The 23219-nt window shown below is 53.6% G+C and carries 22 protein-coding genes; 12 read left to right on the top strand and 10 right to left on the bottom strand.

Translation table 11 applies throughout. The annotated features are described in order from the left end of the window. The first annotated feature begins 144 nt into the window (after positions 1 to 144). The 10 genes from Q4501_RS03225 (at position 145) to Q4501_RS03180 (ending at position 13734) form a co-directional block, all read left to right on the top strand. The gene (locus Q4501_RS03225; protein ID WP_303594109.1) at positions 145 to 831 is read left to right on the top strand and encodes a GntR family transcriptional regulator; all 687 of its coding nucleotides are present in this window, start codon (positions 145 to 147) and stop codon (positions 829 to 831) included. Between the two features lie 553 nt (positions 832 to 1384). Continuing rightward, positions 1385 to 2173: a sulfite exporter TauE/SafE family protein gene (locus Q4501_RS03220; RefSeq protein ID WP_303594108.1), complete on the top strand. Its 789-nt coding sequence runs from the start codon at positions 1385 to 1387 to the stop codon at positions 2171 to 2173. A gap of 39 nt (positions 2174 to 2212) precedes the next feature. After that, complete coding sequence (locus Q4501_RS03215) at positions 2213 to 3484, top strand: amidase (protein WP_303594106.1); 1272 nt, start codon at positions 2213 to 2215, stop codon at positions 3482 to 3484. Positions 3485 to 3748: 264 nt separating this feature from the next. Beyond that, positions 3749 to 4756 (top strand): DctP family TRAP transporter solute-binding subunit, encoded by a 1008-nt coding sequence (locus Q4501_RS03210; RefSeq protein WP_303594105.1) that lies wholly within the window; start codon positions 3749 to 3751, stop codon positions 4754 to 4756. 68 nt (positions 4757 to 4824) lie between these two features. Beyond that, positions 4825 to 5376: a TRAP transporter small permease gene (locus Q4501_RS03205; protein ID WP_187298732.1), complete on the top strand. Its 552-nt coding sequence runs from the start codon at positions 4825 to 4827 to the stop codon at positions 5374 to 5376. Between the two features lie 30 nt (positions 5377 to 5406). Then, positions 5407 to 6702 (top strand): TRAP transporter large permease, encoded by a 1296-nt coding sequence (locus tag Q4501_RS03200; protein WP_113814734.1) that lies wholly within the window; start codon positions 5407 to 5409, stop codon positions 6700 to 6702. A 477-nt stretch (positions 6703 to 7179) separates the two neighbouring features. Further along, positions 7180 to 8157 carry a TAXI family TRAP transporter solute-binding subunit gene (locus tag Q4501_RS03195; RefSeq protein WP_303594101.1) on the top strand — a complete coding sequence of 326 codons (978 nt, stop codon included), beginning with the start codon at positions 7180 to 7182 and terminating at the stop codon, positions 8155 to 8157. Positions 8158 to 8253: 96 nt separating this feature from the next. Then, a complete protein-coding gene (locus Q4501_RS03190) occupies positions 8254 to 10434 on the top strand; it encodes a TRAP transporter permease (RefSeq protein ID WP_303594099.1) in 2181 nt (726 codons plus the stop codon). A 136-nt stretch (positions 10435 to 10570) separates the two neighbouring features. Then, positions 10571 to 12385: an ATP-binding protein gene (locus tag Q4501_RS03185; protein ID WP_303594097.1), complete on the top strand. Its 1815-nt coding sequence runs from the start codon at positions 10571 to 10573 to the stop codon at positions 12383 to 12385. Continuing rightward, the gene (locus tag Q4501_RS03180) at positions 12382 to 13734 is read left to right on the top strand and encodes a sigma-54 dependent transcriptional regulator (protein ID WP_303594095.1); all 1353 of its coding nucleotides are present in this window, start codon (positions 12382 to 12384) and stop codon (positions 13732 to 13734) included. The genes Q4501_RS03185 and Q4501_RS03180 overlap by 4 nt, the downstream gene beginning before the upstream one ends. Positions 13735 to 13751: 17 nt before the next feature. On the opposite strand, the gene Q4501_RS03175 is transcribed toward Q4501_RS03180, so the two are convergent. The 3 genes from Q4501_RS03175 to Q4501_RS03165 all read right to left on the bottom strand — a co-directional run bounded on the left by Q4501_RS03175 (position 13752) and on the right by Q4501_RS03165 (position 16457). Then, complete coding sequence (locus tag Q4501_RS03175; RefSeq protein WP_303594357.1) at positions 13752 to 15107, bottom strand: PhoH family protein; 1356 nt, start codon at positions 15105 to 15107, stop codon at positions 13752 to 13754. A gap of 51 nt (positions 15108 to 15158) precedes the next feature. Then, the gene (locus tag Q4501_RS03170) at positions 15159 to 15650 is read right to left on the bottom strand and encodes an HPP family protein (RefSeq protein ID WP_303594094.1); all 492 of its coding nucleotides are present in this window, start codon (positions 15648 to 15650) and stop codon (positions 15159 to 15161) included. A gap of 66 nt (positions 15651 to 15716) precedes the next feature. Then, positions 15717 to 16457 carry an START domain-containing protein gene (locus tag Q4501_RS03165; protein WP_303594092.1) on the bottom strand — a complete coding sequence of 247 codons (741 nt, stop codon included), beginning with the start codon at positions 16455 to 16457 and terminating at the stop codon, positions 15717 to 15719. Positions 16458 to 16592: 135 nt separating this feature from the next. On the opposite strand from Q4501_RS03165, the gene Q4501_RS03160 reads away from it, so the two are divergent. After that, positions 16593 to 17600, top strand: coding sequence for a DUF2804 domain-containing protein (locus tag Q4501_RS03160; RefSeq protein ID WP_303594090.1), 1008 nt, complete (start codon positions 16593 to 16595; stop codon positions 17598 to 17600). A gap of 82 nt (positions 17601 to 17682) precedes the next feature. Here the strand turns inward: Q4501_RS03160 and minE are convergent, their stop codons facing one another. The 5 genes from minE to Q4501_RS03135 form a co-directional block, all read right to left on the bottom strand. Further along, positions 17683 to 17934, bottom strand: coding sequence for a cell division topological specificity factor MinE (gene minE / locus Q4501_RS03155; protein WP_303594088.1), 252 nt, complete (start codon positions 17932 to 17934; stop codon positions 17683 to 17685). Between the two features lie 3 nt (positions 17935 to 17937). Beyond that, a complete protein-coding gene (gene minD / locus Q4501_RS03150; protein WP_303594087.1) occupies positions 17938 to 18750 on the bottom strand; it encodes a septum site-determining protein MinD in 813 nt (270 codons plus the stop codon). A 77-nt stretch (positions 18751 to 18827) separates the two neighbouring features. Continuing rightward, on the bottom strand, positions 18828 to 19586 hold the full coding sequence (minC, locus tag Q4501_RS03145; RefSeq protein WP_303594085.1) for a septum site-determining protein MinC: 759 nt from the start codon (positions 19584 to 19586) through the stop codon (positions 18828 to 18830). Beyond that, on the bottom strand, positions 19583 to 19972 hold the full coding sequence (locus Q4501_RS03140) for a HopJ type III effector protein (RefSeq protein ID WP_303594083.1): 390 nt from the start codon (positions 19970 to 19972) through the stop codon (positions 19583 to 19585). The genes minC and Q4501_RS03140 overlap by 4 nt, the downstream gene beginning before the upstream one ends. After that, a complete protein-coding gene (locus Q4501_RS03135) occupies positions 19972 to 20250 on the bottom strand; it encodes a DUF1244 domain-containing protein (protein ID WP_303594081.1) in 279 nt (92 codons plus the stop codon). Before Q4501_RS03135 ends, Q4501_RS03140 begins: the two co-directional genes overlap by 1 nt. Positions 20251 to 20365: 115 nt before the next feature. Between Q4501_RS03135 and dinB the strand changes: the two genes are divergently transcribed. After that, positions 20366 to 21430, top strand: coding sequence for a DNA polymerase IV (gene dinB / locus Q4501_RS03130; protein ID WP_303594080.1), 1065 nt, complete (start codon positions 20366 to 20368; stop codon positions 21428 to 21430). Between the two features lie 2 nt (positions 21431 to 21432). Here the strand turns inward: dinB and Q4501_RS03125 are convergent, their stop codons facing one another. Both Q4501_RS03125 and Q4501_RS03120 read right to left on the bottom strand, forming a co-directional pair. Then, on the bottom strand, positions 21433 to 22005 hold the full coding sequence (locus tag Q4501_RS03125; protein ID WP_303594079.1) for a phosphatase PAP2 family protein: 573 nt from the start codon (positions 22003 to 22005) through the stop codon (positions 21433 to 21435). Further along, on the bottom strand, positions 21971 to 23191 hold the full coding sequence (locus Q4501_RS03120) for a glycosyltransferase family 1 protein (RefSeq protein WP_303594078.1): 1221 nt from the start codon (positions 23189 to 23191) through the stop codon (positions 21971 to 21973). The genes Q4501_RS03125 and Q4501_RS03120 overlap by 35 nt, the downstream gene beginning before the upstream one ends. Positions 23192 to 23219: the final 28 nt, after the last annotated feature.

The following is a 23219-nucleotide window of genomic DNA, read 5'->3' as shown; positions in this document are numbered from 1 at the left end:
GCTGGTCATCTTAAGGTTAATGATAGTTAGCGCTTGGCTCTTGCAAAGCAACGCGCGACGCTCTATTTTGAATTCTTAATGCAGTTTACAGTTTCGTGACTTGACTTCATTCATGCCCAGCTGCCGTGGGGAATTTATGGCAGCGTGCTCCTCGTCTTAAAAAAAGGTTATATGGGAAAAATACAGCATAGAGTTCTTTATCAAGAAGCTGCTGACAGAATCAGAGAGTTAATCGAACGAGGCACATTGGCCCCAGGCGAGAAAGTTTCTGAAAAAAAACTCTGCGAAAGGTTTGGTATCTCCAGAACCCCGCTCCGCGAAGCGCTGAAAGTTCTGAAGTCGGAAGGTTTAATTGAAATCCCTCCAAATCGTGGCGCCCGGGTAACTCTTCTGACCACGAAGGACGTTGAGCATACCTACGACGTGATGGCTGCATTAGAGGGGCTGTCGGGAGAAGCTGCCTGTAGATATATCAGCGACGCTGAGGTTGCCCAAATACGTGAGCTTCACCTCAAAATGGTAGATCATTTTCATCGTAGTGAGCTCAAAGAGTATTTTCGCGCCAACCGGAAAATTCATGAATGCATCATGCTGGCATCAAATAATGATGTGCTCATGGAAATGTATAACAATCTCAGTCAGCGCATTAAGCAGATCCGCTACTCCGCCCAGATGACCGATGAATACTGGCAAAAAGCAATGAATGATCATGAAAACATGATTGAGGCTCTTGAAGATCGAGACGGCGAGCGCCTTGGTAATATTCTTCGGAATCACTTGGGGCTCCGTAAGCTTCAGTCTGCAGACCTCCAGGGAATAATCTCTGGCTGACTCACACAAGCCAACCCTCTGACCTTTGAAATCTTGTTGGCGCCTGCAAACAGATTTCATGTTAAATCCATGAGCGCCCGCCTTGGCATTTGTCCTTCTCAAGACGCTCGCTGATATTGATTCCCTCTTTCAGATTTAATCCATCCAGATGTCTGGGCTGGCAACGTTTGGTATCCCAGAGCCTCACTACTCCTCGATCATTGATCTAACCTAGTGCATGCGGTCGTCTATTGCGCACTATAAGTAGGCAGAAATCCGGTGAAACCTTCGTTTCTGGCCGGGTTTTAATTATTAACTATATGAAAATAAAGGATTTTCCTGACTTGGCCTAAAGTTTGCATTAGTATTTTGTATACAAAATTCATAATTCTGTTTTGTTTGTAGGAGGAGCTGTCAATCGCTCCCTTTGCTGATTCATGTTCAAGCCTGTCTGGGCTATGACTGGTTTAGCCTTGGGGTGTGCGCTGGCCAGGTCATTCTATAAGCGCTTTCTCGGCGCTTCCCTGGGTGGGGTGTTTGTCACCCTCCCGACATTGTTTTGAGTGAGGTTTTTATGTTGTCAGCGCTGGTGTTCTTCTCACTGGTGGGCGCCGTAGCCGGCGTGATTGCTGGTTTGTTTGGTATAGGTGGCGGAGTGGTAATCGTACCGGCGCTGATAGTAGCACTCAACCAACAGGGGGTTGATCCTGCTGTGGTTGTCCACCTTGCCATAGGCACGTCGCTGGCAATCATAACCGTTACGGGAGCCTCTTCCGCATTCGGTCACTGGAAAAAGGGCGCAGTAGCTTTCCATTTACTCAGGCAAATGCTTCCTGGATTGATGGCCGGTGCGGTGCTCGGCGGGCTTATCGCTGATCAGCTGCCGGCCGACCTACTTGAACGTTACTTCGGGATATTCATGCTTGTGCTGGCGCTTCGGATGCTGTTTTCCAAGCCTGCTGAAACCGGGAAGCAACCGGTCGGCTTACCGGTAATGTTAGGTGCAGGGGGCCTGATTGGCGCAATTTCGGCACTCTTCGGTATAGGTGGCGGCGTGCTGAATGTACCTTGGCTTGCCAGGAACGGTGCCAGTATGGCGAGAGCAATCGGTACTTCAGCAGCTTGTGGTCTTCCGATCGCGGCAGTTGGCGCCGGGACCTTCGTTCTGACGGGGCAGGGACAATCCACGTTGCCGGCGTATAGCTCAGGCTATCTCTACTGGCCAGCGTTCGTTGGTATTGCCTTAATCAGCGTTCCCTGTGCCAGGTTAGGTGTCAGGCTCGCCCATCACCTGTCCCCGCAGCTTCTTAAGCGCCTTTTTGCGTTTCTGATGCTGCTGGTTGGCTTTAAATTAATCATCTGACCGGATCATCTGTCTGCTGGAACCGGAGGAAGACGCGACGTGAATGACAATTCTATGACGATTAATAGCTATCAGGCTGCACTGGCGGAGGGGCGTGCTTCTCCCCTTGACTGGTGGCATTTTTGCGCGGCGCAGATCGAAAAATGCGAGCCCGAGGTGAGGGCGTGGGAGGCTTTGGCCGTCGCGGCACCCGAGCTTGATGCTGATCTGGCAGACAAGCCATTGTTCGGTGTACCTGTGGGTATCAAGGATATTATCGAGACCGTTGATTTTCCAACTGGTTGGGGTACGGGTGGTTATTTGCAGACATCCTCCTCGCTTGTTGATGCGTCACTGGTAACGCTGCTTCAGAAGCAGGGCGCGTTGGTTATGGGTAAAACAGTCTCAACTGAGCTCGCTTTTTTCACTCCGGGTAAAACTCGTAATCCGCACGATCCATCCCGCACCCCAGGGGGCTCCTCCAGCGGGTCAGCGGCGGCTGTAGCCGCGGGAATGGTGCCGCTGGCATTTGGCACTCAGACTGCGGGCAGTATGATTCGTCCAGCGAGTTATTGCGGGGTATTCGGTTTCAAACCGACGTTCGATACTCTCAGCGCTGCGGGCGTAAAATCGTTCTCTCCATCACTGGATACCCTGGGTTGGTTCGCACGTAATATCGAAGACATCTGCACGACCTTTTCGGCTCTGACCCGCGCACCAAATATTGCGCCGTGGGAAGATTTAGTCGGAGTTCGTGTCGGTATTCATAGCCTGCCCAACGCTCTTCCGGCCGATGATGATGTCGTCCAAGCACTGGCTACGGCCCAGGCAAGATTACAAAATGCCGGTGCTGAACTGGTTCAGCTACCCCTGGACGAGAGGTACGAAGCACTGGTGGAGCACCAAAAAGTGGTGATGGCTTACGAGGCGGCCCAAACCCTGGCCAGTGAATACTCCCTATTGTCCGACCGCATGAGCCTCAAACTGGTCGAGTTGATCGAAGAGGGGAAGGCGATCGACTACCTACAGTATCGCGAAGCGATGCTTGCAGCAGATAGCTTGCGGCAGGCGCTGACAGCTGTGTTCGATACAAAGGCTGATGTAATTCTTGCCGCCAGTGCGACCGGCGAAGCACCTGAAGGCCTGGAGAGCACAGGCGACTCGATCTATTGTCGCGCCTGGACGCTGCTTGGCGTTCCATGCATCAACCTGCCGTTTAGTACTGGAAAGACTGGTATGCCGGTTGGGGTTCAGTTGATTGCAGATCGTTGGCAGGATCAGCGACTCCTTGAGATTGTCAGTACCCTGATATCGAGGGGGGTGGTCGCATAGACCATGGGGAATCGAGGGAGTGTTATACCGCCGGTTCTGATTTCGGCAATCCCATCCCGGTGCAACTTTACGGTGCGCATTCCGCTATTAACCAGAGAAATCGTTCTTTCTCGGTGCGATATTTCTAATTAACAAATCATCTTTGATTAGGCTAGATAAAAATATCATTATTAAACAGTAATTTATAGATTTTGGTATACATTATGCAAAATTCAAATCATCAGTAGATCAATCAAACGAAAACGACAAACGGAGAAAGAAAAGATGACTATTCGAAAGAAATTTCTTGTTGCTACCGCATCGATTCCCATGATGCTTGCGTCGGCGCTGCTCTATGCGGCACAACCGATCAATGTGTCTTATAACGCGGCGGCGGGTTCCAGTTGGCATCAGGGAGCCGAGCGCTTCCGTGACCTAGTGGATGAATATTCCGATGGAGATTATGTCGTTCGGTTGCACCCGAATGCCGCGCTGGCCGGGGGTAGTGATCGGGTGGAGCTGGAGATGACGCAATCCGGTGCCATCCAGTTTCTGATCAAGTCGACAACCTGGATGACTGGCCTCGATTCACGCTATCAGGTACTGGGGCTACCCTGGCTTTTCCCGAACCATGAGACGGCTAATGCTGTTATGGACGGCCCGGCTGGTGATGAACTGTTGAATGATCTGGAGCGACACGACCTGGTGGGTTTGGCGTGGGGTGTGAACGGCTTCCGGCAAGTGACCAACTCAAAGAGACCCATTACAGAGCCTGCTGATTTTGAGGGTTTGAGTATTCGCGTTCCAGGCATTGAACTTTACCTGTCGATCTTCGAAACCCTGGGCGCCTCGCCAACCACAATGAACTTCGCTGAGGTGTTCACCGGGCTTCAAACTGGTGCGGTCGATGGCCAGGAAAATCCTCTGTCACTCATCTGGTCATCGCGTTTTTATGACGCTCAGGATCACGTGACTATCTGGAACTACTCCTACGATGCACTCTCATTTGTCGGCAGTCTGCCTTTCTGGAACAGCCTTTCTGAAGGTGACCAGGAAATGTTTACGAAGGCTGCACGGGAAGCCATGTCGTATCAGCGCGAAGTCGTCGCACAGGAAGATATTGATCTGATCGATGAATTGAAAGACGCGGGCATGACCGTTACCACACTCAGTGATGAGCAACTGACGGTATTCCAGGATGTTCTTAAGCCAGTTTACGGTGAGTACAAGCAGTCGCTTGGCGAAGAATTCGTGGAGCTCTTTGAATCCGGCGTTGCATCTAATACCAAGTAATGCCACGCAACGGGGCAGTCGATTCAGACTGCCCCGTTCACTTTTTGCCTGCTATACGAGGTCTTAACGTGGAAAGATTGAAGAAATACTCGATTTTCACGATTGATCATCTGGAAGAGATCGTTGTTGTCGTGTGTATGCTCGGTATCGTCATTCTCACTTTTACTGCAGTGATTGCACGCTACGTCCTCAAAATCCCCATTGCCGGTGCCGATGAAGTGGCAACATTCATGTTCCTGTGGGCTGCGTTATTTGGTGCCTCTGCTGCGTTCAAGTACAACCAGCATGGCAGTGTTCCGCTCCTTGCTGACTTCTTGCCTTCTGGTTGCCGCCGCATTGCTGATTTACTGGTCTTGCTGGTCACTGCAGCGTTTTTTGCTTTTCTGGCCTATTACTGCTGGATCTTTCTGATTCAATCGGTCCGGGTTGGTCAAACCAGCTCAGCGACGGGCATCCCCGTATGGACTATCAATGCAGGTATTTTTGCCAGTTTATCAATGTGTGGGGTTCGGTGTTTGATCGCGGTCGTTCGGGATATCGCCGGCTTACCACGGTACAAGAACGTCCCCTCCTCGGACATGCTCCTTTCTGAAAGTGAGTTGGAACAGCAGTACAAATAGACCTTTTGTTTATTCTGCGGAGATTTATTGATGGATGTACTTTCAAGCGCTGGCATATTGGCCTTGCTGCTTTTCTTTGTTTTTCTGCTGGCTAATTTTCCGATCTCGATATCGCTGGGGCTTGCCGGGGTGGTGGTTTTCGCATACAACCATATTGCACCTTTCACTACCTTGCCGCAGATCTTTTCCGGTGCCATCGATTCCTTCACTCTACTGGCTATTCCGCTCTTTATTGTAGCCGGAAACATGATCGCGCAAACGGGTCTGGCTACCCGGTTAGTGTATCTGGCGCAATTCATGTTGGGCCGTGTTCCTGGTGGGTTGGCGATTACCGTAATTGTTGCGGGAGCTTTCCTTGGTGCCTTGTCGGGCTCGAATGTTGCGGCAATCGCTGCACTTGGTTTTATGATCGGTGCCATGCAGAAAGCTGGCTATCCATTGGGCTTTTCATGTGCCACGGTAGCGGCAGGTTGCACCTTTGGCGTTGTAATTCCGCCGAGTATTAATCTGATTCTTTATGGTGTGATTTCCAATTCTTCTATCCCGGCGTTATTCGCAGCGGGGATAGGACCTGGGCTCATTCTTGCCGTGGTGTTGTGCGCTTATATTTTCTTCGTCGCCAAAAAGCGAAAATTTCCTATTGCCGAGATTGAAAGGACCGGGAAGGAATTCCGGCGGGCGCTGAAGGATGCTTTTTGGGGGTTGATGGCACCAGTAATTATCTTGGGAGGTATATATGGAGGCATATTTACTGCCACAGAAGCGGCGGCGGTGGCCGTAGTCTATGTGTTCATTATCGATCGCTTCGTCTATCGCCAGATTCGGCTCAAGGATTATCCTTACCTTATGTTGCAATCGGGTATCACTACCGGGGTGGTGATGCTGATTCTGGCCATGGCGTCGATTCTGTCGTTCATTCTCATGATCGACGGGACTGCCATGCAGGTGCGGGATTGGCTTCTGGCGGCCAGTGGCGGCAGTGCCGTGATCATGTTGTTGCTCGTCAACTTCATTCTGTTCTTTGCCGGGGCTTTTCTTGACCCTGTATCGGCTATCTTCCTGTTGGTCCCCCTTCTGTTACCGGCCGTACAGGCAGTGGGTGTGGACACCATTCATTTCGGTGCCATTATGACCACCAACTTGTCCATGGCACACATCACTCCACCGATAGGGCTCGCCCTTTACCTGGCCTCTCAGATTGCAGGCATACGCTTTACTCAAGCGGCCAAAGCCGTGGTGCCGTTCGTCATATGTGAGATGTTTGCGCTGATGATTATTACGTATTTTCCGGGCTTCACGCTGTTCTTCGTTAATTTGTTAACTTAATCAGGCCAGGCTTTTGGTGAGCTGACTGGGCATCTCGTGACTAACCCGGTTAAAGCACGGCATACCGAAGCTATAAGGTGGTTATAAAGAAGCATGGATGCTTAATGTCTGATGAATGAATTGCGTTCGATGGATTAACCAGCAGGCCATCCGGCATGCAATCAAACCACCGTCGGGCGGCCATTGCTTATACTGTTATTGAGGAGAGTTCTGCAACGTTTGTTGGTTGAGTTGACCGCTACGGCAAATAGGCAGTCTTCCAGACTTTCTTTCAAGATGGCGGAATTTAACCCATGACGCTCTGATAGTGGGTGGGATTTCACCCATTCCTTTGCTCTTTGTTTTCAGGTTTTTAGAAACTGTCTGTTTTATAAGTGTTTTTTAATCTGGCCTACTCTTTGCAAAGCCCTCCTGATCGCAGCCCTTTCGGGCTCCGTCGAGCACCCAATAAACAAAATGAACCAGGGAGCATTCTCTATGAAGACCCAAGCCGTTATGGCAGTGGCTTTTGCCTCTACTCTTGTTGTTGCTAATCCTGCTGTTGCCCAGGATCGGGATGGATGGCCAAGTAACTTTACAGTGGGAACCGCCAGCCAGGGTGGTACATACTTCGCCTATGGCTCCGGTTGGGCCAACTTTGTTGCAGAAAATCTGGGTGTTTCCGGCGGTGCTGAAATCACTGGCGGCCCGATGCAGAACATGGCGCTGGTGCATACCGGTGACCTCAAGTTCGGTTTGACCACCATGGGCCCGGCTCGGGAATCCATGGATGGCAACAGCCCGCTGGCACCAGGCATGAAGATGGACAACGTTTGTGCCATGTTCCCCATGTACGAGACGCCTTTCTCTGTGACTGCGCTTAGCAGCTCGGGCATTACTTCTATTTCCGAAATTCCGGATGGTGCCACCATCGGTTTTGGCCCGGCAGGCTCAACTTCCGATACTTATTTCCCGCGCATGATGGAAACCCTGGGCGTGGACTTCGAGCGTCGTAACGGCAGCTGGTCTGATCTTGGTGGTCAGCTTCAGGATGGCCTGATTGATGTTGTGGCCTTTGCCGCGGGTATTCCAATCCCGGCTGTTAGCCAGTTGGAAGTTCAAACAGATGTGAACATCATCAGCATGACGGATGAGGAAGCGAAGAAGGTTACCGATAACTTCCCGGTATCTGAATTCACCATTCCGGCAAGCACCTACCAGTCTCTGGATGAGCCGTCGCGTGTGGTTTCCATGTGGAATTTTGCCATGGTGAACTGCGATATGCCGGAAAGCTTCGTGTATGAAATCACCAAGCTGACCATGGAGCAGAACGAAAGGATGGTATCCATCCACAAGGCTGCTCGTAACTCTATTCCCGAGAACTACAGCAAGAACAATGTTCTGCCCTGGCACAAAGGCGCAGCTCGCTGGTTCAACGAGAACGGTTACACCATCGAAGAAAGCAAGATCAAATAAGTTTCTGATCTGAATGCTTGAATGAAGGGGCCGCAAGGCCCCTGAACAACAGCCGGCAAGCTGCCGGCTCCGATTTGCCTGCAGGCAGGATACCCAATGACACTTGAACGACACCCTAAAGACTTTTCCGACGTAGAGGTGGGCGAAGACCATGTACTTGCCCACGACGTGGACAAGGAACCTGTAGAGGCAAATCGCAGGCTGTTTGAAGGCGGCATGCTTAAATTTGTTACTTTGCTTGCCATTGTTTACTCATCTTTCCATCTTTATGCGCTGAACATCTCGCCGCTGGAAACCTGGTCGTTCCGGATCGTTCACATAGCCGGGGCACTTGTTCTTGGTTTTGTTCTGTTTGCTGGCGCTCGCTTTGTGTCTGCGGAAGAGGGTTCTGCACGCCATCGCTGGACAACATGGATTGGTGCTGCTGCTCTTTTACCGGCGTTTTATGCGCTTTATCAAACATTCTCGTTCTGGCAGTTGGTTCAGAACGGCGCCATGCGTATTCCGGTTGAGCTGGAAACCTGGCACTTTGGCTGGCCCCTGTTGGCGGCTACTGCGGTGGGTATTGTGCTGAGCTGGTTTCATCAGCGTGAACGTGCGCGTTTCAGCGTGCCGGATCTCGTGCTGATTGTGTGTTCAATTGCCGTTGCCGCTTACTTTCTGGTGGCTTACAACACCGCTATGCGTATGTCCACGGGCACGTCGTTTGCTCCTGTGGGCATATCCTTTGCAGCTGTTGCGGGCACAGCACTGATTATGGAGCTTACCCGCCGGGTGGCTGGTCTGGCGCTGGTCATCATCGGGCTGGTGTTTCTGGCGTATGTGTTTGCAGGGCCTTATTTGCCAGGGTTCCTTGGCTACCCCGGGCTGTCTGTGCAGCGCTTCTTCAGCCAGGTTTATACCGATGCCGGTATTCTTGGGCCCACCACGGCGGTGTCGTCCACGTACATTATTCTGTTCATCATCTTTGCTGCTTTTCTGCAGGCTTCAAAAGTGGGTGACTACTTCGTTAACTTCGCGTTTGCGGCGGCTGGTCGCTCGCGGGGCGGCCCTGCAAAGGTATCCATTTTTGCCTCAGGCCTGATGGGTATGATCAACGGCACCAGCGCCGGTAACGTGGTGTCTACCGGGTCGCTGACCATCCCGCTGATGAAAAAAGTGGGCTATAGCAAAAAATCCGCCGGCGCTGTGGAAGCGGCGGCCTCTACCGGTGGCCAGATCATGCCGCCGATTATGGGGGCAGGTGCCTTCATCATGGCCGAGATTACCGGTATTCCTTATACCGAGATCGCCATTGCGGCCATTATTCCTGCCATCCTGTATTTCGCGTCTGTCTACTTCATGGTGGATTTTGAAGCTGCCAAAACCGGCATGCGTGGCATGCGGGAAGATGAGCTGCCGAAGTTGCGTACCATGGTTAAGCAGTGCTACCTGTTTATACCGATCATCATACTGGTGGTGGCCTTGTTCATGGGGTATTCGGTAATACGTGCGGGTACTCTGGCAATGATATCTGCGGCGGTTGTCAGCTGGTTCTCACCGAACAAGATGGGCGTTCGCGCGGTTCTGCACGCTCTGGAAATCGCCTCGTACATGGCAATACAGATTATTGTGGTGTGTGCGGCAGCGGGCGTTATTGTAGGTGTTATTTCCCTGACCGGTGTTGGTGCGCGCTTCTCGGTGCTGTTGCTTGATGTGGCAGAAGCCAGTCAGCTTCTGGCACTGATTTTTGCGATGTTCATCTCCATTCTTCTGGGCATGGGTATGCCAACAACGGCGGCTTACGCCGTGGCCGCTTCGGTGGTGGCGCCGGGTCTGGTGCAATTGGGTATTGAGCCGCTGACGGCGCACTTCTTTGTGTTCTATTTTGCGGTGGTTTCGGCGATTACGCCTCCTGTTGCCCTGGCCTCCTATGCCGCGGCAGGGATTTCCGGTGCCAATGCCATGCAAACCTCTGTGGCGTCTTTCCGCATTGGTATTGCAGCGTTCATCGTACCTTTCATGTTCTTCTACAACGGCGCACTGTTGATGGAAGCAGGCTGGTTTGATATCGCCCGTGCATTGGTTACTGCGCTCTTTGGTGTTTATCTGCTGTCTGGCGGCGTGTTGGGCTGGTTTGCCAATGTATCGGCTTCCTGGATAGCACGTCTGTTGCTCATTGGCTCTGCGCTATTGATGATTGAGGGTGGCCTGGTGTCTGATCTGGCAGGTATTGCCCTCGCCGTAGCGGCATTCCTGATGCAGCGTCAGCGTAAGGGTCGCCTGGCAGCCGCCTGAGTGTTCCGGCGCTCATAAGCTCGGGGAGGGCGTAGCACAAAGCGCGCTCGCCCTCCCTGTGCTTGGCCTTGCGCTTGTCCTTGGGAGGGCCGGTCTATACTCTGGCGTCCTTTAACGGTGTTGCGGGAACCGGGCTATGTCCTACCGGATAGGCGCTTTTTTTGTTTTTGTGATTACCCTTGCGGTGTCCTGGGTACTGGGTGGCTGGGTTGGCTACCGGCAAGTTGAACAGGACGGCCTTGAGGAATCTTTCCGTTATCGCCAACTTGTCGGGAACGAGCTTAACCGATACCTGCCCATTCCCGAGCTGATGGCCGAGCACCCGTTGCTTGCAGCCGCTCTGAGTTCTCCAGACGATCCCACTACTATTCACCAGGCCAATGAAGAAATGCAGCGCATGGCCACGATTGTGGGTAGTTCCGATGTTTATCTGATGGACACCACAGGGCTTACGATTGCAGCCAATAACTACCAGCAGGCAGACAGCTTTGTAGGCAGGAATTTCGCCTTCAGGCCCTATTTTTTTGAGGCCATGGAAAGCGGCCATTCTGCTGTCTACTTTGCACTCGGGCTTATGTCTAATGTTCGGGGCCTCTATTTTTCCCACCCTGTTCGCGGAAAGGGCCCCGAGATTCTGGGCATTGTTACGGTAAAGGTACTGGTTCATGAACTGGAGTCCCAGTGGCAAAGACCGGGTTCTTTACGTGAATCGGAAATGGTGGTGTTGGATGAGGCAGGCGTAAGCTTCCTCGCCAGTAAACCCCAATGGCTGTACCGGGATTTTACCCGCAGCGCGGAGGAAGCCCCGGGGGAGTTATCGCGCCAGCGCTACCCGGGCCGTGATCTTAAACCGGTTGCCCTGGATTATGAGGATAAGCCCCCTGGCTTGTCCGGCTCTTCCGAGACAGTGCGCGTTCGTGAAAATGGCGGTGGCCAAGAGTACCTGAGCATTCGAACACCTCTGCCCAGGCTGGACTGGACGCTGCAGGTTATGGTGAGCACGCGTTCGGTTATCTGGGCTCGGCTGGGGTTTGTGGCGGGAGGTATGGCTGTCTTTTTTGGCGGTTTTCTGGCCTGGCTCTACCTGCGTGAGCGTTATCGTCGCGAAGCGGAGCTGGCTCTCAGGGGCGAACAGCTAGAGCTCAGCGTAGCAGAACGAACGGTGGATCTGGAGCGATCCAACCGCAAACTGCTGGATGAGATACGGGAGCGCGAACGCACCCAGAGCGAGCTGCGGGAAACCCAGCAGGAGCTGATTCAGGCGGCAAAGCTGGCGGTGCTGGGGCAAATGTCTGCAGGCCTGAACCATGAAATGAGCCAGCCGCTTACTGCTATCCAGACCTACGCCAGAAACAGCCGCCGCTTTCTGGAGAAAGGCGCCGCCGATATGGTCGACGCAAACCTCAGTGAAATAGTGCTGTTGTGCGACAAAATGGCGGAGCTCACCCGGCAGTTCAAGGTGTTTGCCCGCAAGTCTGAAGGCCCGCCAACGATTGTTGATTTCCGCCTGTCGGTGGATGCCTCTCTGAAAATCATCACGGCACAGAAAAGCAGTGCGGGTGTTGATATCAGATGGGCGCGCCCTGAGCAGCCGGTGTTTTGCCACGGGGATCTGATCCGCATAGAGCAGGTGATGGTTAATCTGCTGGCCAACGCGGTACAGGCTGTTGAAGGCGAGGAGCAACCCGAAATTACGATAGAGGTTGAGGAAAAAGAGGGGAGCTGGTGCTGTCTGGTTCGGGACAACGGCTCCGGGCTGCCGGCGAATACCGAGCAGATTTTTGAGCCTTTCTTTACTACCAAGTCAGTCAAGCAAGGGCTCGGGCTTGGTTTGTCTATCTCCAGGCAGATTGCCGACGCCCTGGGCGGCAGGTTGACCGGTCGCAACCGCAACGATGCACCCGGTGCGGAATTTGAATTCACTCTGACAAAACGTGAGGCCACGGAATGACAGAACCCTCAGTGATCTTTGTGGATGATGACCCACACATCTGTAAGGCCATTGCGCAGGCACTGACGCTGGAGGATCTGCCTGTGCGTTGCTTCGAGAGTGCGGAAGCAGGCCTTGAAACGATTAACCCGGAATACAACGGTGTGGTGCTGTGTGACTACAATATGCCGGGTATGGACGGGCTTGAGCTCCTGAGTGCCGTTCAGGCTCTGGATAAGACCATTCCCGTTATTATCCTGACCGGGCAGGGCGACATCAGCACGGCGGTTTCCGCCATGCAGAAGGGCGCCTATGATTTTATCGAGAAGCCGTTCAATCACGACGAGCTGATCGAATTGCTGCGGCATGCGCTTGAGAAGCGGCACCTTGCGCTTGAGAATCGTCGCCTCAAAGCCCAGCTACGCCATATGGCCCGGCCTGGCCCGAGAATTCTCGGTGGCACGCCCAGCATGCAAAAGGTGATGGATACCATTACGCCGATTCTGGATATCTCCGCCAATATTCTGTTGTCTGGCGAGACCGGCTCAGGTAAGGATGCGCTGGCCCGGTATATTCACGAGAACAGCCCGCGCGCCACCCATAATTTTGTGGCGATCAATTGCGGTGCTGTGCCGGAGAATCTGATTGAAAGTGAGCTGTTTGGCCACGAGGCTGGTGCCTTTACCGGGGCGGAAAAGCGCCGTATTGGCAAGATTGAGCATGCCCACCAGGGTACGTTGTTCCTGGATGAAGTAGAAAGCATGCCTATGCCATTGCAGATCAAGCTGCTCCGGGTACTTGAGGAACAGAAAGTCGAACGCCTGGGCAGCAATCAGGTGCAGGAACTGGATGTCCGCATTATTGCGGCCACCAAAGCGGATCTCAAAATGCTCAGTGATGAGGGCAGTTTTCGTGCGGATCTGTATTACCGGCTGAATGTGGTGAAAGTGGATATTCCGCCGTTGCGCGAGCGTAAGGAAGACATCCCGATGTTGTTCCACCACTTTGTTCTGATTGCTGCGGCGCGTTACGACCGGGAAAGCGTTCCCTTGGATGCCAGCCAAGCTGCGCGGCTTATGCACCACAGCTGGCCGGGAAACGTTCGTGAATTGCGCAATCTGGCAGAACGTTACGTACTGCTTGGCCCAGCGGCTCTGGAGGAAGGTGAGCCAGCTGCCAAGGCTGATGTCAGTGGGCGGCGCACCCTCACCGAAATGATGGACAGCTTCGAGCACTCAGTGCTCACCAGTGCGCTGAATGCTTGCCATGGAAGCATCAAAGACACCATGGTACAGCTTGGCCTGGCCCGTAAAACCCTCTACGACAAAATGAAAAAGCATGGCCTGGACAAGGCTCAATTCAAAGACTGAGCCTTGTCCAACCCGTTCTACAGGTTAGCTTCCGCAAACTCCGCCAATAGCGAGCGCGGCACACCTTGCAGGTGAATGTGCCCACCGTGGTTGAAGGCCTTGAAGCGTTCGGTCATGTAGGTCAGGCCGGAGCTCAAGGCGCTCAGGTAAGGTGTGTCGATCTGCGCCAGGTTGCCCAGGCAGATTACCTTGGAACCGTTGCCCGCGCGGGTAATGATGGTTTTGATCTGGTGCGGAGTCAGGTTCTGGGATTCATCAATAATGATCAGGCTGTGCTGGAAGCTGCGGCCTCGAATATAGTTCATGGATTTGAAGTGCAGGGGTACCTTGCTGAGAATGTAGTCCACACTGGCTGTCATGTTCTCATCGTCTTCGTGCAGTGCTTCCAGGTTATCCACGATGGCGCCCAGCCAGGGCTCCATTTTCTCCGCCTCGGTGCCGGGCAGAAAACCAATGTCTTCATCCAGGCCCTGGGTTGAGCGTGTGGCGATAATCCGTTTGTAGAGTTTGCTTGCAACGGTCATCTCGATGCAGGCAGCCAGCGCCAGAATGGTCTTGCCTGAACCGGCTGAACCGGTGAGGTTCACCAGATGGATATCCGGGTCCAGAAGCAGGTTGAGGGCCATGGCCTGATAGATATCCCGAGGCACCAGGCCCCATACTTCTTCATTCATCAGATCGTGCTGGTGCAGATCCCTGATGATTACCTGGGTATCGGTAATGTTGACGGCTCTGCCGATAAACCCTTGTTCATCAAGTACGAACTCGTTGATGTTGAGTTTGGCCAGCTCGCCTTCCCGCTGGAGAACGTGTTCAGTTACCCCTTCCCGCTGCACGGTTTCCACTTTGGCAATGGTGTCCCAGAAGGAGTTCGGGAATTCGATGTAGCCTTTTGGCAGCAGGTCAATATCATCAACCAACTGGTCGTTATGGTAATCCTGGGCCTCAACACCAAAGCCACGGGCTTTCAGCCGCATGTTGATGTCTTTGCTTACGAGAATGATGTCCCGGGACTTGTGCCGCTCCTGAAGCGCAGCAAGTGTATTGATAATCTTGTTGTCGTTCAGATGCTCCGGCAATGAGTTGCTGCCGGTGTGCTCGGTGCTCATCAAGATGGTCAGGGTGCCCAGAGGCTCTGCCTTTGTAGCCCGTACAATGGGAACGCCTTTTTCAATATCCTTGGGGCTCGCATCACCAAGCAGTCGGTCAATGTTGCGGATTGCCTGGCGACAATCAGCCGCTACACTTTGCTTGCCGGATTTAAGCCCGTCGAGTTCTTCAAGGACAGTCATCGGAATGATGACATCGTGTTCTTCAAAATTCAGGAGGGCGTTCGGGTCGTGGATCAGGACGTTGGTATCGAGGACATACATTGTTCGTTTTGCCGGTGCTTCGGGCATAGCAGGCGCTACCTCTGTGATGGTTCAGTTGTTACTGGCGCAGCGTTTCGTAAGCTCCTCATTCGAGATGACTTTCAGCATATCATAGGTAGTTACAATACCGGTTATTTTTGAATCTCTTGTGACAAAAATACGATGCAGGTGCTCTCGCATCATGATCTCTGCTATATCGCGTACGGGCGTGATCTCGTCTACCGATAAAACGATGGGTGTCATGATATCCCGGACTTCCACCGGCACTTTGCCCATTTCCTCAAAAAGCACCATGCGCAAACGACGTGCTTCCTGCTGGTCCTCTTCTGTAAGTTCGTTGTCGGCCTCAGACTGCTTGGCATTCCAGCGGAATTCCGTAATGTCTTTGAGTGTGGCAATGCCGACAATTTCGCCCGACTCATCTGTAACCGGGCTGCCGGTTATTTCGTTATCGGTCAGAAATCGGGCCAGACGATCCATTGTCCAGGATTGAGGTACGGCCTTGATGCTGGGCGTCATTATTTCAAATGCGAGCACTGTCATTGGGTGATCTCTGCCATGGGAAGTCTTGCATCAAAGCTTAGCCTTTCATTTTCTGTCCGTCACGTCTCAGTTGTCATGCGGTTGCCGTACATCAACCAGTTGACCATCTTCGTCGTACACCAGCCGGAAGCCCTGGTACTGCTCCAGACCTGCTGTCCGTTGCAGCTCTTGCATGGAACTCAAGGGTATATCGACAAGGAGTGTATTCACCAACCAGCCGGGGAGGGCGCCGTTGGGATCGGTATGTTGTACCCATATCATTCGGGTTTTGCGGCCTTCGGGGGTAAACCTGTACAGAGTGTCTGAACGGTCAACTCTTACCCGGTTGCTGTTCTCTGCCCGTTTGCCGGGAGTGGCGCTCATTTCCATGGTGATTTCGCCGGAGCTTTCGTTTCCCCGGGTGCGAATGCGAAGCACATAATCCCGGTCTGTCACCGGCCATGGCATGTCGTTTACTGAGTAGGCGTAGCGATCGTTGAAGCTGTTTTTATCTACACCATAGGATTCTGTGCAGTTAAGTACCCACTCGACACAGGATGCGGGGTTCACCATCACGGCCATGACGGATTCGATGGGCGCGTCGAGCAGAGCTTCCGCTTTGAACGCCTGAAAGCTGGAGTCGTTCTGGTCCGTGGTGTAGATCCGAATATCGCCAGCCTCCTTGCGCAGCTTCCATGCTTCGCTGTTTTCGGCGGGCAGTGCGGCGCGGGCGGTGGCCGCGGCCATGGCTGAAACCAAAAGGGCGCAAATTACGCCGCTGATGACTGAGGCCCAGCGTCTCAAGCCATGGGCTCCGGTCTTGCTCATAAGCTACACTTCCTTATTATCGTGGGCTGAGTCTAACACGAGGTGTTGGGCCTTATGGCTCCCGAAACGGGGATTGTGAACCAGGTAGCGGCCCGGGGAAGCAGTTCGTGAAAACGGCCTGATTTGACTATAAACATGACCAACACAAAGCTGATCGATGCGAAAGGGCACATCTCTCCGGGTGTGCTTCACCAACCGGTAGACGAAATAAACTATCTGGATTACGACTTGCGAACGGTGATGGATCGCCCGCGTTCCAAGCTGGCCCGGCGTTGGCGTTTCAACCAGTTCCAGTTTGTGAGTGCGACCGGCCCGGGGTGGGTATTCGGGTTGGCGATGGTGGACCTGAAACTATTGGGGAATGGTTTTTTCTACCTTTATGATTTCGCATCTGGGCAGATGCTTGAGCACAGCTTTATGAGCCCCCTGGCCAGGGGAACCCGAATAGAACCCTACCCGGAGCATGGTTCAGCTGCGTTCATTAAAGGGGATGTTTCCATGCGTATCCTGCCTTTTGCCGGGGGGCGGTCTATTTCGGTGTCTGCGCCAGGGGGTATACGCGTGGAGCTCAGGCTGACAGAGGATAATGATCCTTTGCGGCTTGTGTGCCCTGCCGGTTACAACGGTTGGGTGTTTACCCGTAAGTCGGCGGGTTTGTCGGTAGAGGGTGAAATTCGTTGGGGGCATCGCATCTGGCGGTGTGACGAGGCCTCCCATGGCGCCATTGACTGGAGTTGTGGTTTCATGCGCCGTGAAACCGCCTGGAACTGGGCGAGCCTGGCCGGGCAACTAACAGATGGCCGTTCAATAGGGATTAATCTCGCCGCTGGCGTTAATGAAACCGGTATGACAGAAAATGCGTTATGGCTGGGCGGGAAATGCCAGAGGCTCGGTGCTGCCCGGTTTCACTTCGACCGTTACCACCCTGGCGGCGACTGGCATGTAACCACTGAAGATGGGCGGGTGGATCTGCATTTTGAACCGGCAGCGGCGCGTAAGGAGAAACTGAATGCAGGCATACTGGCGTCTAATTTCCGTCAGTATGTTGGTACCTTTAATGGCACCCTTACTGATGAGGAGGGCAAGAAAGTTGCTGTTCAGGGCTTGAAGGGCTTGGTAGAGGATCATTTCGCCCGGTGGTAGCACCCGGGCATAAGTAAAAAGCACCTGCCCGCAGAACACGGACAGGTGCTTTGTTATGTCGGTCTGTCTGGCCTGAACTGGCTCAGCGTTCCGGCAGGGTAACGTTCAGTTCCAGAACGGAGCAGCTGCCATTACGGTCAACTTCAACCTGCACCATATCATCACTGATCTGGACATATTTGCGGATCACTTCCAGCAGCTCCTGCTGCATCTGCGGCAGATAATCGGGCTGATCGCGCTGGCCGCGTTCGTGAGCCACTATGATCTGTAACCGCTCTTTTGCCACATTGGCAGAGCTGGTCTTTTTGCCTCTGAAATAATCGAGGAAACTCATCCGTCAGCCCCCTTTAAACATCCGTGAGAAGAAGCCCTTTTTCTGGTTGGTCATGAAGCGTTGTTCACGCTCCTCCCCCAGAAGGCGTGCAACTGCGTCATCGTAAGCCTGGCCGGCATCGCTCTCGGCTTCCAGAATAACCGGCAACCCCTGGTTTGAGGAGTTGAGAACAATCTGGCTTTCCGGGATAACGCCCAGCAACGGAATGGCGAGAATCTCCTGAACATCCCCGACAGAAAGCATTTCGCCGCGCTCAACCCGGTCCGGGTTATAACGAGTCAGCAGTAGATGCTCCTTGACCGGATCCTGGCCCATTTCAGCGCGTCGGGACTTGCTTTGCAGAATGCCCAGAATGCGGTCCGAGTCCCGAACGGAGGAAACTTCGGGATTGGTCACAACAACGGCTTCATCCGCATAGTACAAAGCCATCATCGCACCGTGCTCGATGCCTGCTGGCGAATCGCAGATGATGTAATCGAAGGTTTCGGAGAGTTCGTTGATGACTTTTTCAACGCCCTCTTTAGTGAGAGCTTCCTTCTCCTTGGTCTGGGATGTTGGGAGGATATAGAGCGTATCGACCCGTTTGTCCCGGATCAGCGCCTGATTCAGCGTTGCCTCGCCCTGTATGACATTTACGAAGTCATACACTACACGGCGTTCGCAGTTCATGATCAGGTCGAGGTTGCGTAGGCCTACGTCGAAGTCAATCACGACGGTTTTGTGGCCACGCTTGGCAATCCCGGTGCTTATGGAGGCGCTGGTGGTGGTTTTACCAACGCCGCCCTTTCCTGAGGTAACGACAATGATTCTGGCCAAGGTTCAATTCCTGTTTCTCGGTGGATTCGTCGTGTCTGCCGGTTAAACCGGTCAAATTATTAGGTTCGATTCCGGTATCAGGCCTTATCCAGTGGCGTTACCGCCAACAGATCGTCCCTGAGTTGAATCTGTACAGCGTTTTTCCAGCCACTGTCTTGAAGATCTTCGGAGATTTTATAGTGTCCGGCAATGGACACAAGCTCTGCCTCAAGTGATTGGCAAAAGATTCTTGCAGACTCGGCACCGTGGATACCTGCCAGGGCCCGGCCTCGCAGTGGTCCATAGATGTGAATGTTGCCTGCGGCCAGCACTTCAGCGCCCGCCTGAACCGATGACAGAATAACCAGGTCTCCCTCCGGTGCAAGGACTTGCTGGCCCGAACGAACGGGCTGGGTGATTATCTTGGCCGGAACGACTGCCGGCGCCGCCGGAGGTACAGGTGCAGCAGGGGACTCTGGTACTTTTTCAGGTGCGGCGCCGGTTTCATGGGCCCGATCTCTCTGGCCGTTGCCCGGCATCAGGGCTAGAGAGGCTCCCCTGGCCAGACGGCGTTGATCGTTTGTGCCGCCGCGAACGCCAATCACGTGGATGTTGTTTCGGCGGCAGGTGCCGATAATTTTGAAAAAATCCAGCTCGCTGTCCAGGCCTTCGTATTTTTCCAGGCTGATGATAAGAGGGGTATCCCGGAAAAAGCCGGGAGCCTGGCTGATCGTGTTCTTCAGTGATTCTTCGAATTCGTTATCGTCGAAGTAGTAGAGTTCGAGCGCTGTCATGGAAACGCTGGCGCTTCTCAGCTGGAACCCCTGTTTTACCCCGGAGGTGGCGGTGTCGCTCATGAATGGGTCTCTTCCCTGATGTCTGGCTCATATGGTGCTTCGCGCAGGCGCAGCGGCGCATTATCAAAACGGATGCCGGACCAGCCTGTGCTGATGAACTGCCGGATGTTGCCGTGGCTGTCATCCGCCGGGTTGTCCAGAACCTGCTGATAATGCTGCGCAAATAGCTTGAGAGTGTCGGCTTCGTTCAGATTGCAGTATTGAGCGATACCGAATACCTGGCAGGAGCCTGCGTTCTCACCTGCTGCATTGAATTCCGGACCGTTATGGAACCCCGTCGGCTCGTAATGAAAGTGCTGTTCGATCAGCGCCAGGGTGTCACCGAAATCCGCATGGCCACCATCCAGCGAAGCCAGGTGGATACGCAGTGCATCGTTCACGTTCATTATTTGTGATCCTGCTTGGGGCCTGTCTGGTTAGCCGCCTTCCACTCTTCGTAGGGCATGCCATAGATTTCTTCGCGGGCGTCGGGGTCAGAGATCTCAAAGCCTCGCTCGCTGGCCTCAGCCCGGTACCATTTGGAGAGGCAGTTGCGGCAGAACCCGGCCAGGTTCATCAGGTCTATGTTTTGAACCTTAGGGTTGTCCCGTAAATGCCCAACCAGGCGACGAAATGCGGCTGCTTCTATCTCGGTGCGTTCTGAGTCTGGAATGGGGTTTGTCATGAGGCCTCTCGATGATATCAGGTAGTGATCTTAGGGGTTCCTGACATTCTCAGCATCTTACTTTAAGATACAAGGCTGTATAAATGTACAGAAACCCGACGCGAGCGCAGTCATTATGCCTCAACGCAAGATCATCCACGTGGATTGTGACTGCTTTTATGCGGCAGTAGAGATGCGTGATGACCCAACACTGCGTGATGTTCCCCTTGCCGTGGGCGGTGCAGGCGGCCGGGGTGTTGTCACTACCTGTAATTACAAGGCCCGCGCGTTTGGTGTGCGTTCGGCTATGCCGGGCAGTGAAGCCCGACGTTTGTGCCCGGGCCTGGTAACCGTGCCAACGGATATCCCCCGTTATCGGGCAGCTTCACAGCAGATTATGACAATCCTCCGCGAACTCACAGATCTTGTTGAGCCTTTGTCTCTGGATGAGGCTTTTCTGGATGTATCTGATGTTGCTGATCACCGGGGCAGTGCCACGCTAATGGCCCGTTACCTGCGGGAGCGGGTAAAAAACGAAGTGGGGATTACCATTTCTGCGGGTGTGGCGCCCAACAAATTCCTCGCCAAGATTGCCAGCGACTGGCAAAAGCCTGATGGCTTGTTTGTAGTAAAACCCGAGGATATCGACGATTTTGTGCGGAATCTAAAGATTGAGAAGCTGTTCGGGGTGGGGCAGGTGACGGCGGCCAAACTACACGCACTCGGCGCAGAGACTTGTGGTGATTTGCAGGCGCTGGGCGCTGAGGTGCTGATTGAGCGTTTTGGTAAACAGGGATATCGCCTGCACGAAATGGCCTATGGCCGGGATGATCGGCCCGTGGTTGTTTCGCGGATTGCCAAGTCTGTGAGTGTCGAGCGTACCTTCTCTCAGGATCTGCCCGACATGTCGGCCTGCGAAACTGTGCTGGCATCACTGGTTGCCGACCTTAACCTGCGGCTTTCCCGCAAGGGGCGCGAGAAGCCCATCCATAAGCTGTTTATCAAAATACGGTACAGTGATTTTTCCACGCACACACTGGAACGCGTGCGGGAGAATATAAAAGAGCCGGCTTTTGAGGACTATCTGCCGCTTCTGACCGAGCTAGTAACCAACCGCGAGCGGCCGGTTCGCCTGTTGGGCCTGGGTGTGCGTTTTCGCAATGATGATGCGCCCGTCACCCAGCTCCGGTTATTCGACTGATGTCAGCCTGGAAACAAGGCGATGAAATCGGTGAGAAAGTACACAGTTGACAGATAACCCATCAGGCTTCCTATCAAGGCCCCAGCTACAACGTCGGTAGGGTAGTGCAGTCCGAGCACAACCCGGGATGCGGCCACGCTTAATGTAAATGGCAGAGTGGCGAGTGCCAGGGTGGGTGTGGTGGCGAACAGCATGGCCTGAAAGCATGCGGCGTGAAGTGTGTGTCCGGAAGGAAAGCTGTAGCGATCTAGTGGCGGCGTACCGCAATTAATAGAAGGAAAGGATATAAACGGTCGTTCGCGGATCAGCCTGTGCTTGAGAAGTTTATAGGTCAGGGTGCAGGTCAGACCTGTCAGCGTCATCAGCAGTGCCAGGCCGGCACCAGATTCGGGACTCAGGAAGGGGATGGCTAGAATCAGTGCGTACCAGAACCATCCGTCACCCAAACGGCTCACCAGCTGAAAGTAATGGAGTACTACCCGGAATCTGACTATTCGGTTGATGCGCTGGCAGAAGGCGTACTCGCGTTGATCTGCCGATTCAAAGAAGCGAGATGCTTTGCTTGTTGTTTGCATAGTATCGGGCCTTTGGGCTTTGGTTTAGCACGAGCTGCTCGAATTGTTCTATCTGCGAATTCCAGCTCAGTTTCAGGGCATCCTGCCGGGCCTGCTCGCGAATACGGTTAAGCAGGGTTGGTTGGTTAATCAGCCGGAGTGCCCCGCTGACAAATTTCTCATCCATGGTCAGCGGAGCCTTTATGCCGTTTTCCTCGTTCCGGATGTGTTCCCGGGCTGCGGCGTCATCGTAAGCAATGACGGCGAGACCGCTGGCCATGGCTTCAAGGACAACGTTGCCAAAGGTGTCGGTTTTGCTTGGGAACAGGAACAGGTCGCAGGAGGCGTAGTGGCGGGCGAGCTCATTGCCCCGCTGGGTGCCGCAAAAAATGTAGTCGGGGTGTTTCTCGGCCAGTTGTTTTCGCATGGGGCCATCGCCCACCAGCACAAATTTGGCCCGGGGGTGCAGCTTGTGTATGCGTTCGTAGCAAGCCACCGCCATTTTTAGGTTTTTTTCTGCGGCTAGCCGCCCCGCATAAAGCACTGCGGGGCTGTTGTCGTCGAGCCCCCAGCTTGCGCGAAGTGATTCGTCCCGTTTGTGTGGTGCAAAGTGATTGCAATCGACCCCGCGGCTCCAGACACCGGTGGAGGTGATGCCCATTTTTGCGGTGACCTGCTGCATCTTTTTGGTGGGAACCAGGGTGATGGCTGTGCGGTTGTGAAACCAGCGGCCGTAGCTGCAAAGCAGCTTTTCAAGAACGCCGACGCCGTAGTATCGGCTGTACTGGTGGAAGTTGGTGTGAAATCCTGAGCTGACCGGTATTCCCATTTTTCGGGCCGCAGACGCGGCAGCTATGCCCAGAGGCCCCTGGGTGGCCACATAGATTGTATCCGGCCGGTTGGTTTGCCAGAGTCGCCGGAGTTCTCCGCTGGTGGTCACACCGAACCGCAGGTCTGCATAGCCGGGCAAGGGCAGGCCGGTCACAATATATTCCCGGGAGAACAAGGCTTCATTTGTAGTTGGCGCAATGTTCTTGCGTTCGCCACGTTGCCGTGGGCGAACAACAGTGACCCTGTGACCCTTCTGAATGAGTCCCTGGCACAGGTGTTTCAACGTATTGGCAACGCCATTGATTTCCGGCGGAAACGTTTCAGAAACGATGGTAATGTGTTGCTCTCGCGGATTAGCCTGATTGCTTTTAATCACGATGCTTCCAGGAGTTGCTTTGCGTGCA

Origin of the sequence: Marinobacter sp. 2_MG-2023, assembly GCF_030546935.1 — a bacterium.
Classification (GTDB): Bacteria; Pseudomonadota; Gammaproteobacteria; order Pseudomonadales; family Oleiphilaceae; genus Marinobacter.
Note: the sequence above shows the minus strand (reverse complement) of the source record. Positions and strands in the feature narration are given on the sequence as shown.

Coding starts and splice junctions, on each gene's coding strand:
- Q4501_RS03200 (WP_113814734.1), top strand. CDS start 5,407: ATGGATGTACTTTCAAGCGCTGGCATATTGGCCTTGCTGCTTTTCTTT.
- Q4501_RS03125 (WP_303594079.1), bottom strand. CDS start 22,005: ATGCAAACAACAAGCAAAGCATCTCGCTTCTTTGAATCGGCAGATCAA.
- Q4501_RS03185 (WP_303594097.1), top strand. CDS start 10,571: ATGTCCTACCGGATAGGCGCTTTTTTTGTTTTTGTGATTACCCTTGCG.
- Q4501_RS03165 (WP_303594092.1), bottom strand. CDS start 16,457: ATGAGCAAGACCGGAGCCCATGGCTTGAGACGCTGGGCCTCAGTCATC.
- Q4501_RS03135 (WP_303594081.1), bottom strand. CDS start 20,250: ATGACAAACCCCATTCCAGACTCAGAACGCACCGAGATAGAAGCAGCC.
- Q4501_RS03140 (WP_303594083.1), bottom strand. CDS start 19,972: ATGAACGTGAACGATGCACTGCGTATCCACCTGGCTTCGCTGGATGGT.
- Q4501_RS03170 (WP_303594094.1), bottom strand. CDS start 15,650: ATGACAGTGCTCGCATTTGAAATAATGACGCCCAGCATCAAGGCCGTA.
- Q4501_RS03210 (WP_303594105.1), top strand. CDS start 3,749: ATGACTATTCGAAAGAAATTTCTTGTTGCTACCGCATCGATTCCCATG.
- Q4501_RS03190 (WP_303594099.1), top strand. CDS start 8,254: ATGACACTTGAACGACACCCTAAAGACTTTTCCGACGTAGAGGTGGGC.
- minC (WP_303594085.1), bottom strand. CDS start 19,586: ATGAGCGACACCGCCACCTCCGGGGTAAAACAGGGGTTCCAGCTGAGA.
- Q4501_RS03180 (WP_303594095.1), top strand. CDS start 12,382: ATGACAGAACCCTCAGTGATCTTTGTGGATGATGACCCACACATCTGT.
- minE (WP_303594088.1), bottom strand. CDS start 17,934: ATGAGTTTCCTCGATTATTTCAGAGGCAAAAAGACCAGCTCTGCCAAT.
- Q4501_RS03195 (WP_303594101.1), top strand. CDS start 7,180: ATGAAGACCCAAGCCGTTATGGCAGTGGCTTTTGCCTCTACTCTTGTT.
- Q4501_RS03160 (WP_303594090.1), top strand. CDS start 16,593: ATGACCAACACAAAGCTGATCGATGCGAAAGGGCACATCTCTCCGGGT.
- Q4501_RS03175 (WP_303594357.1), bottom strand. CDS start 15,107: ATGTATGTCCTCGATACCAACGTCCTGATCCACGACCCGAACGCCCTC.
- Q4501_RS03220 (WP_303594108.1), top strand. CDS start 1,385: ATGTTGTCAGCGCTGGTGTTCTTCTCACTGGTGGGCGCCGTAGCCGGC.
- dinB (WP_303594080.1), top strand. CDS start 20,366: ATGCCTCAACGCAAGATCATCCACGTGGATTGTGACTGCTTTTATGCG.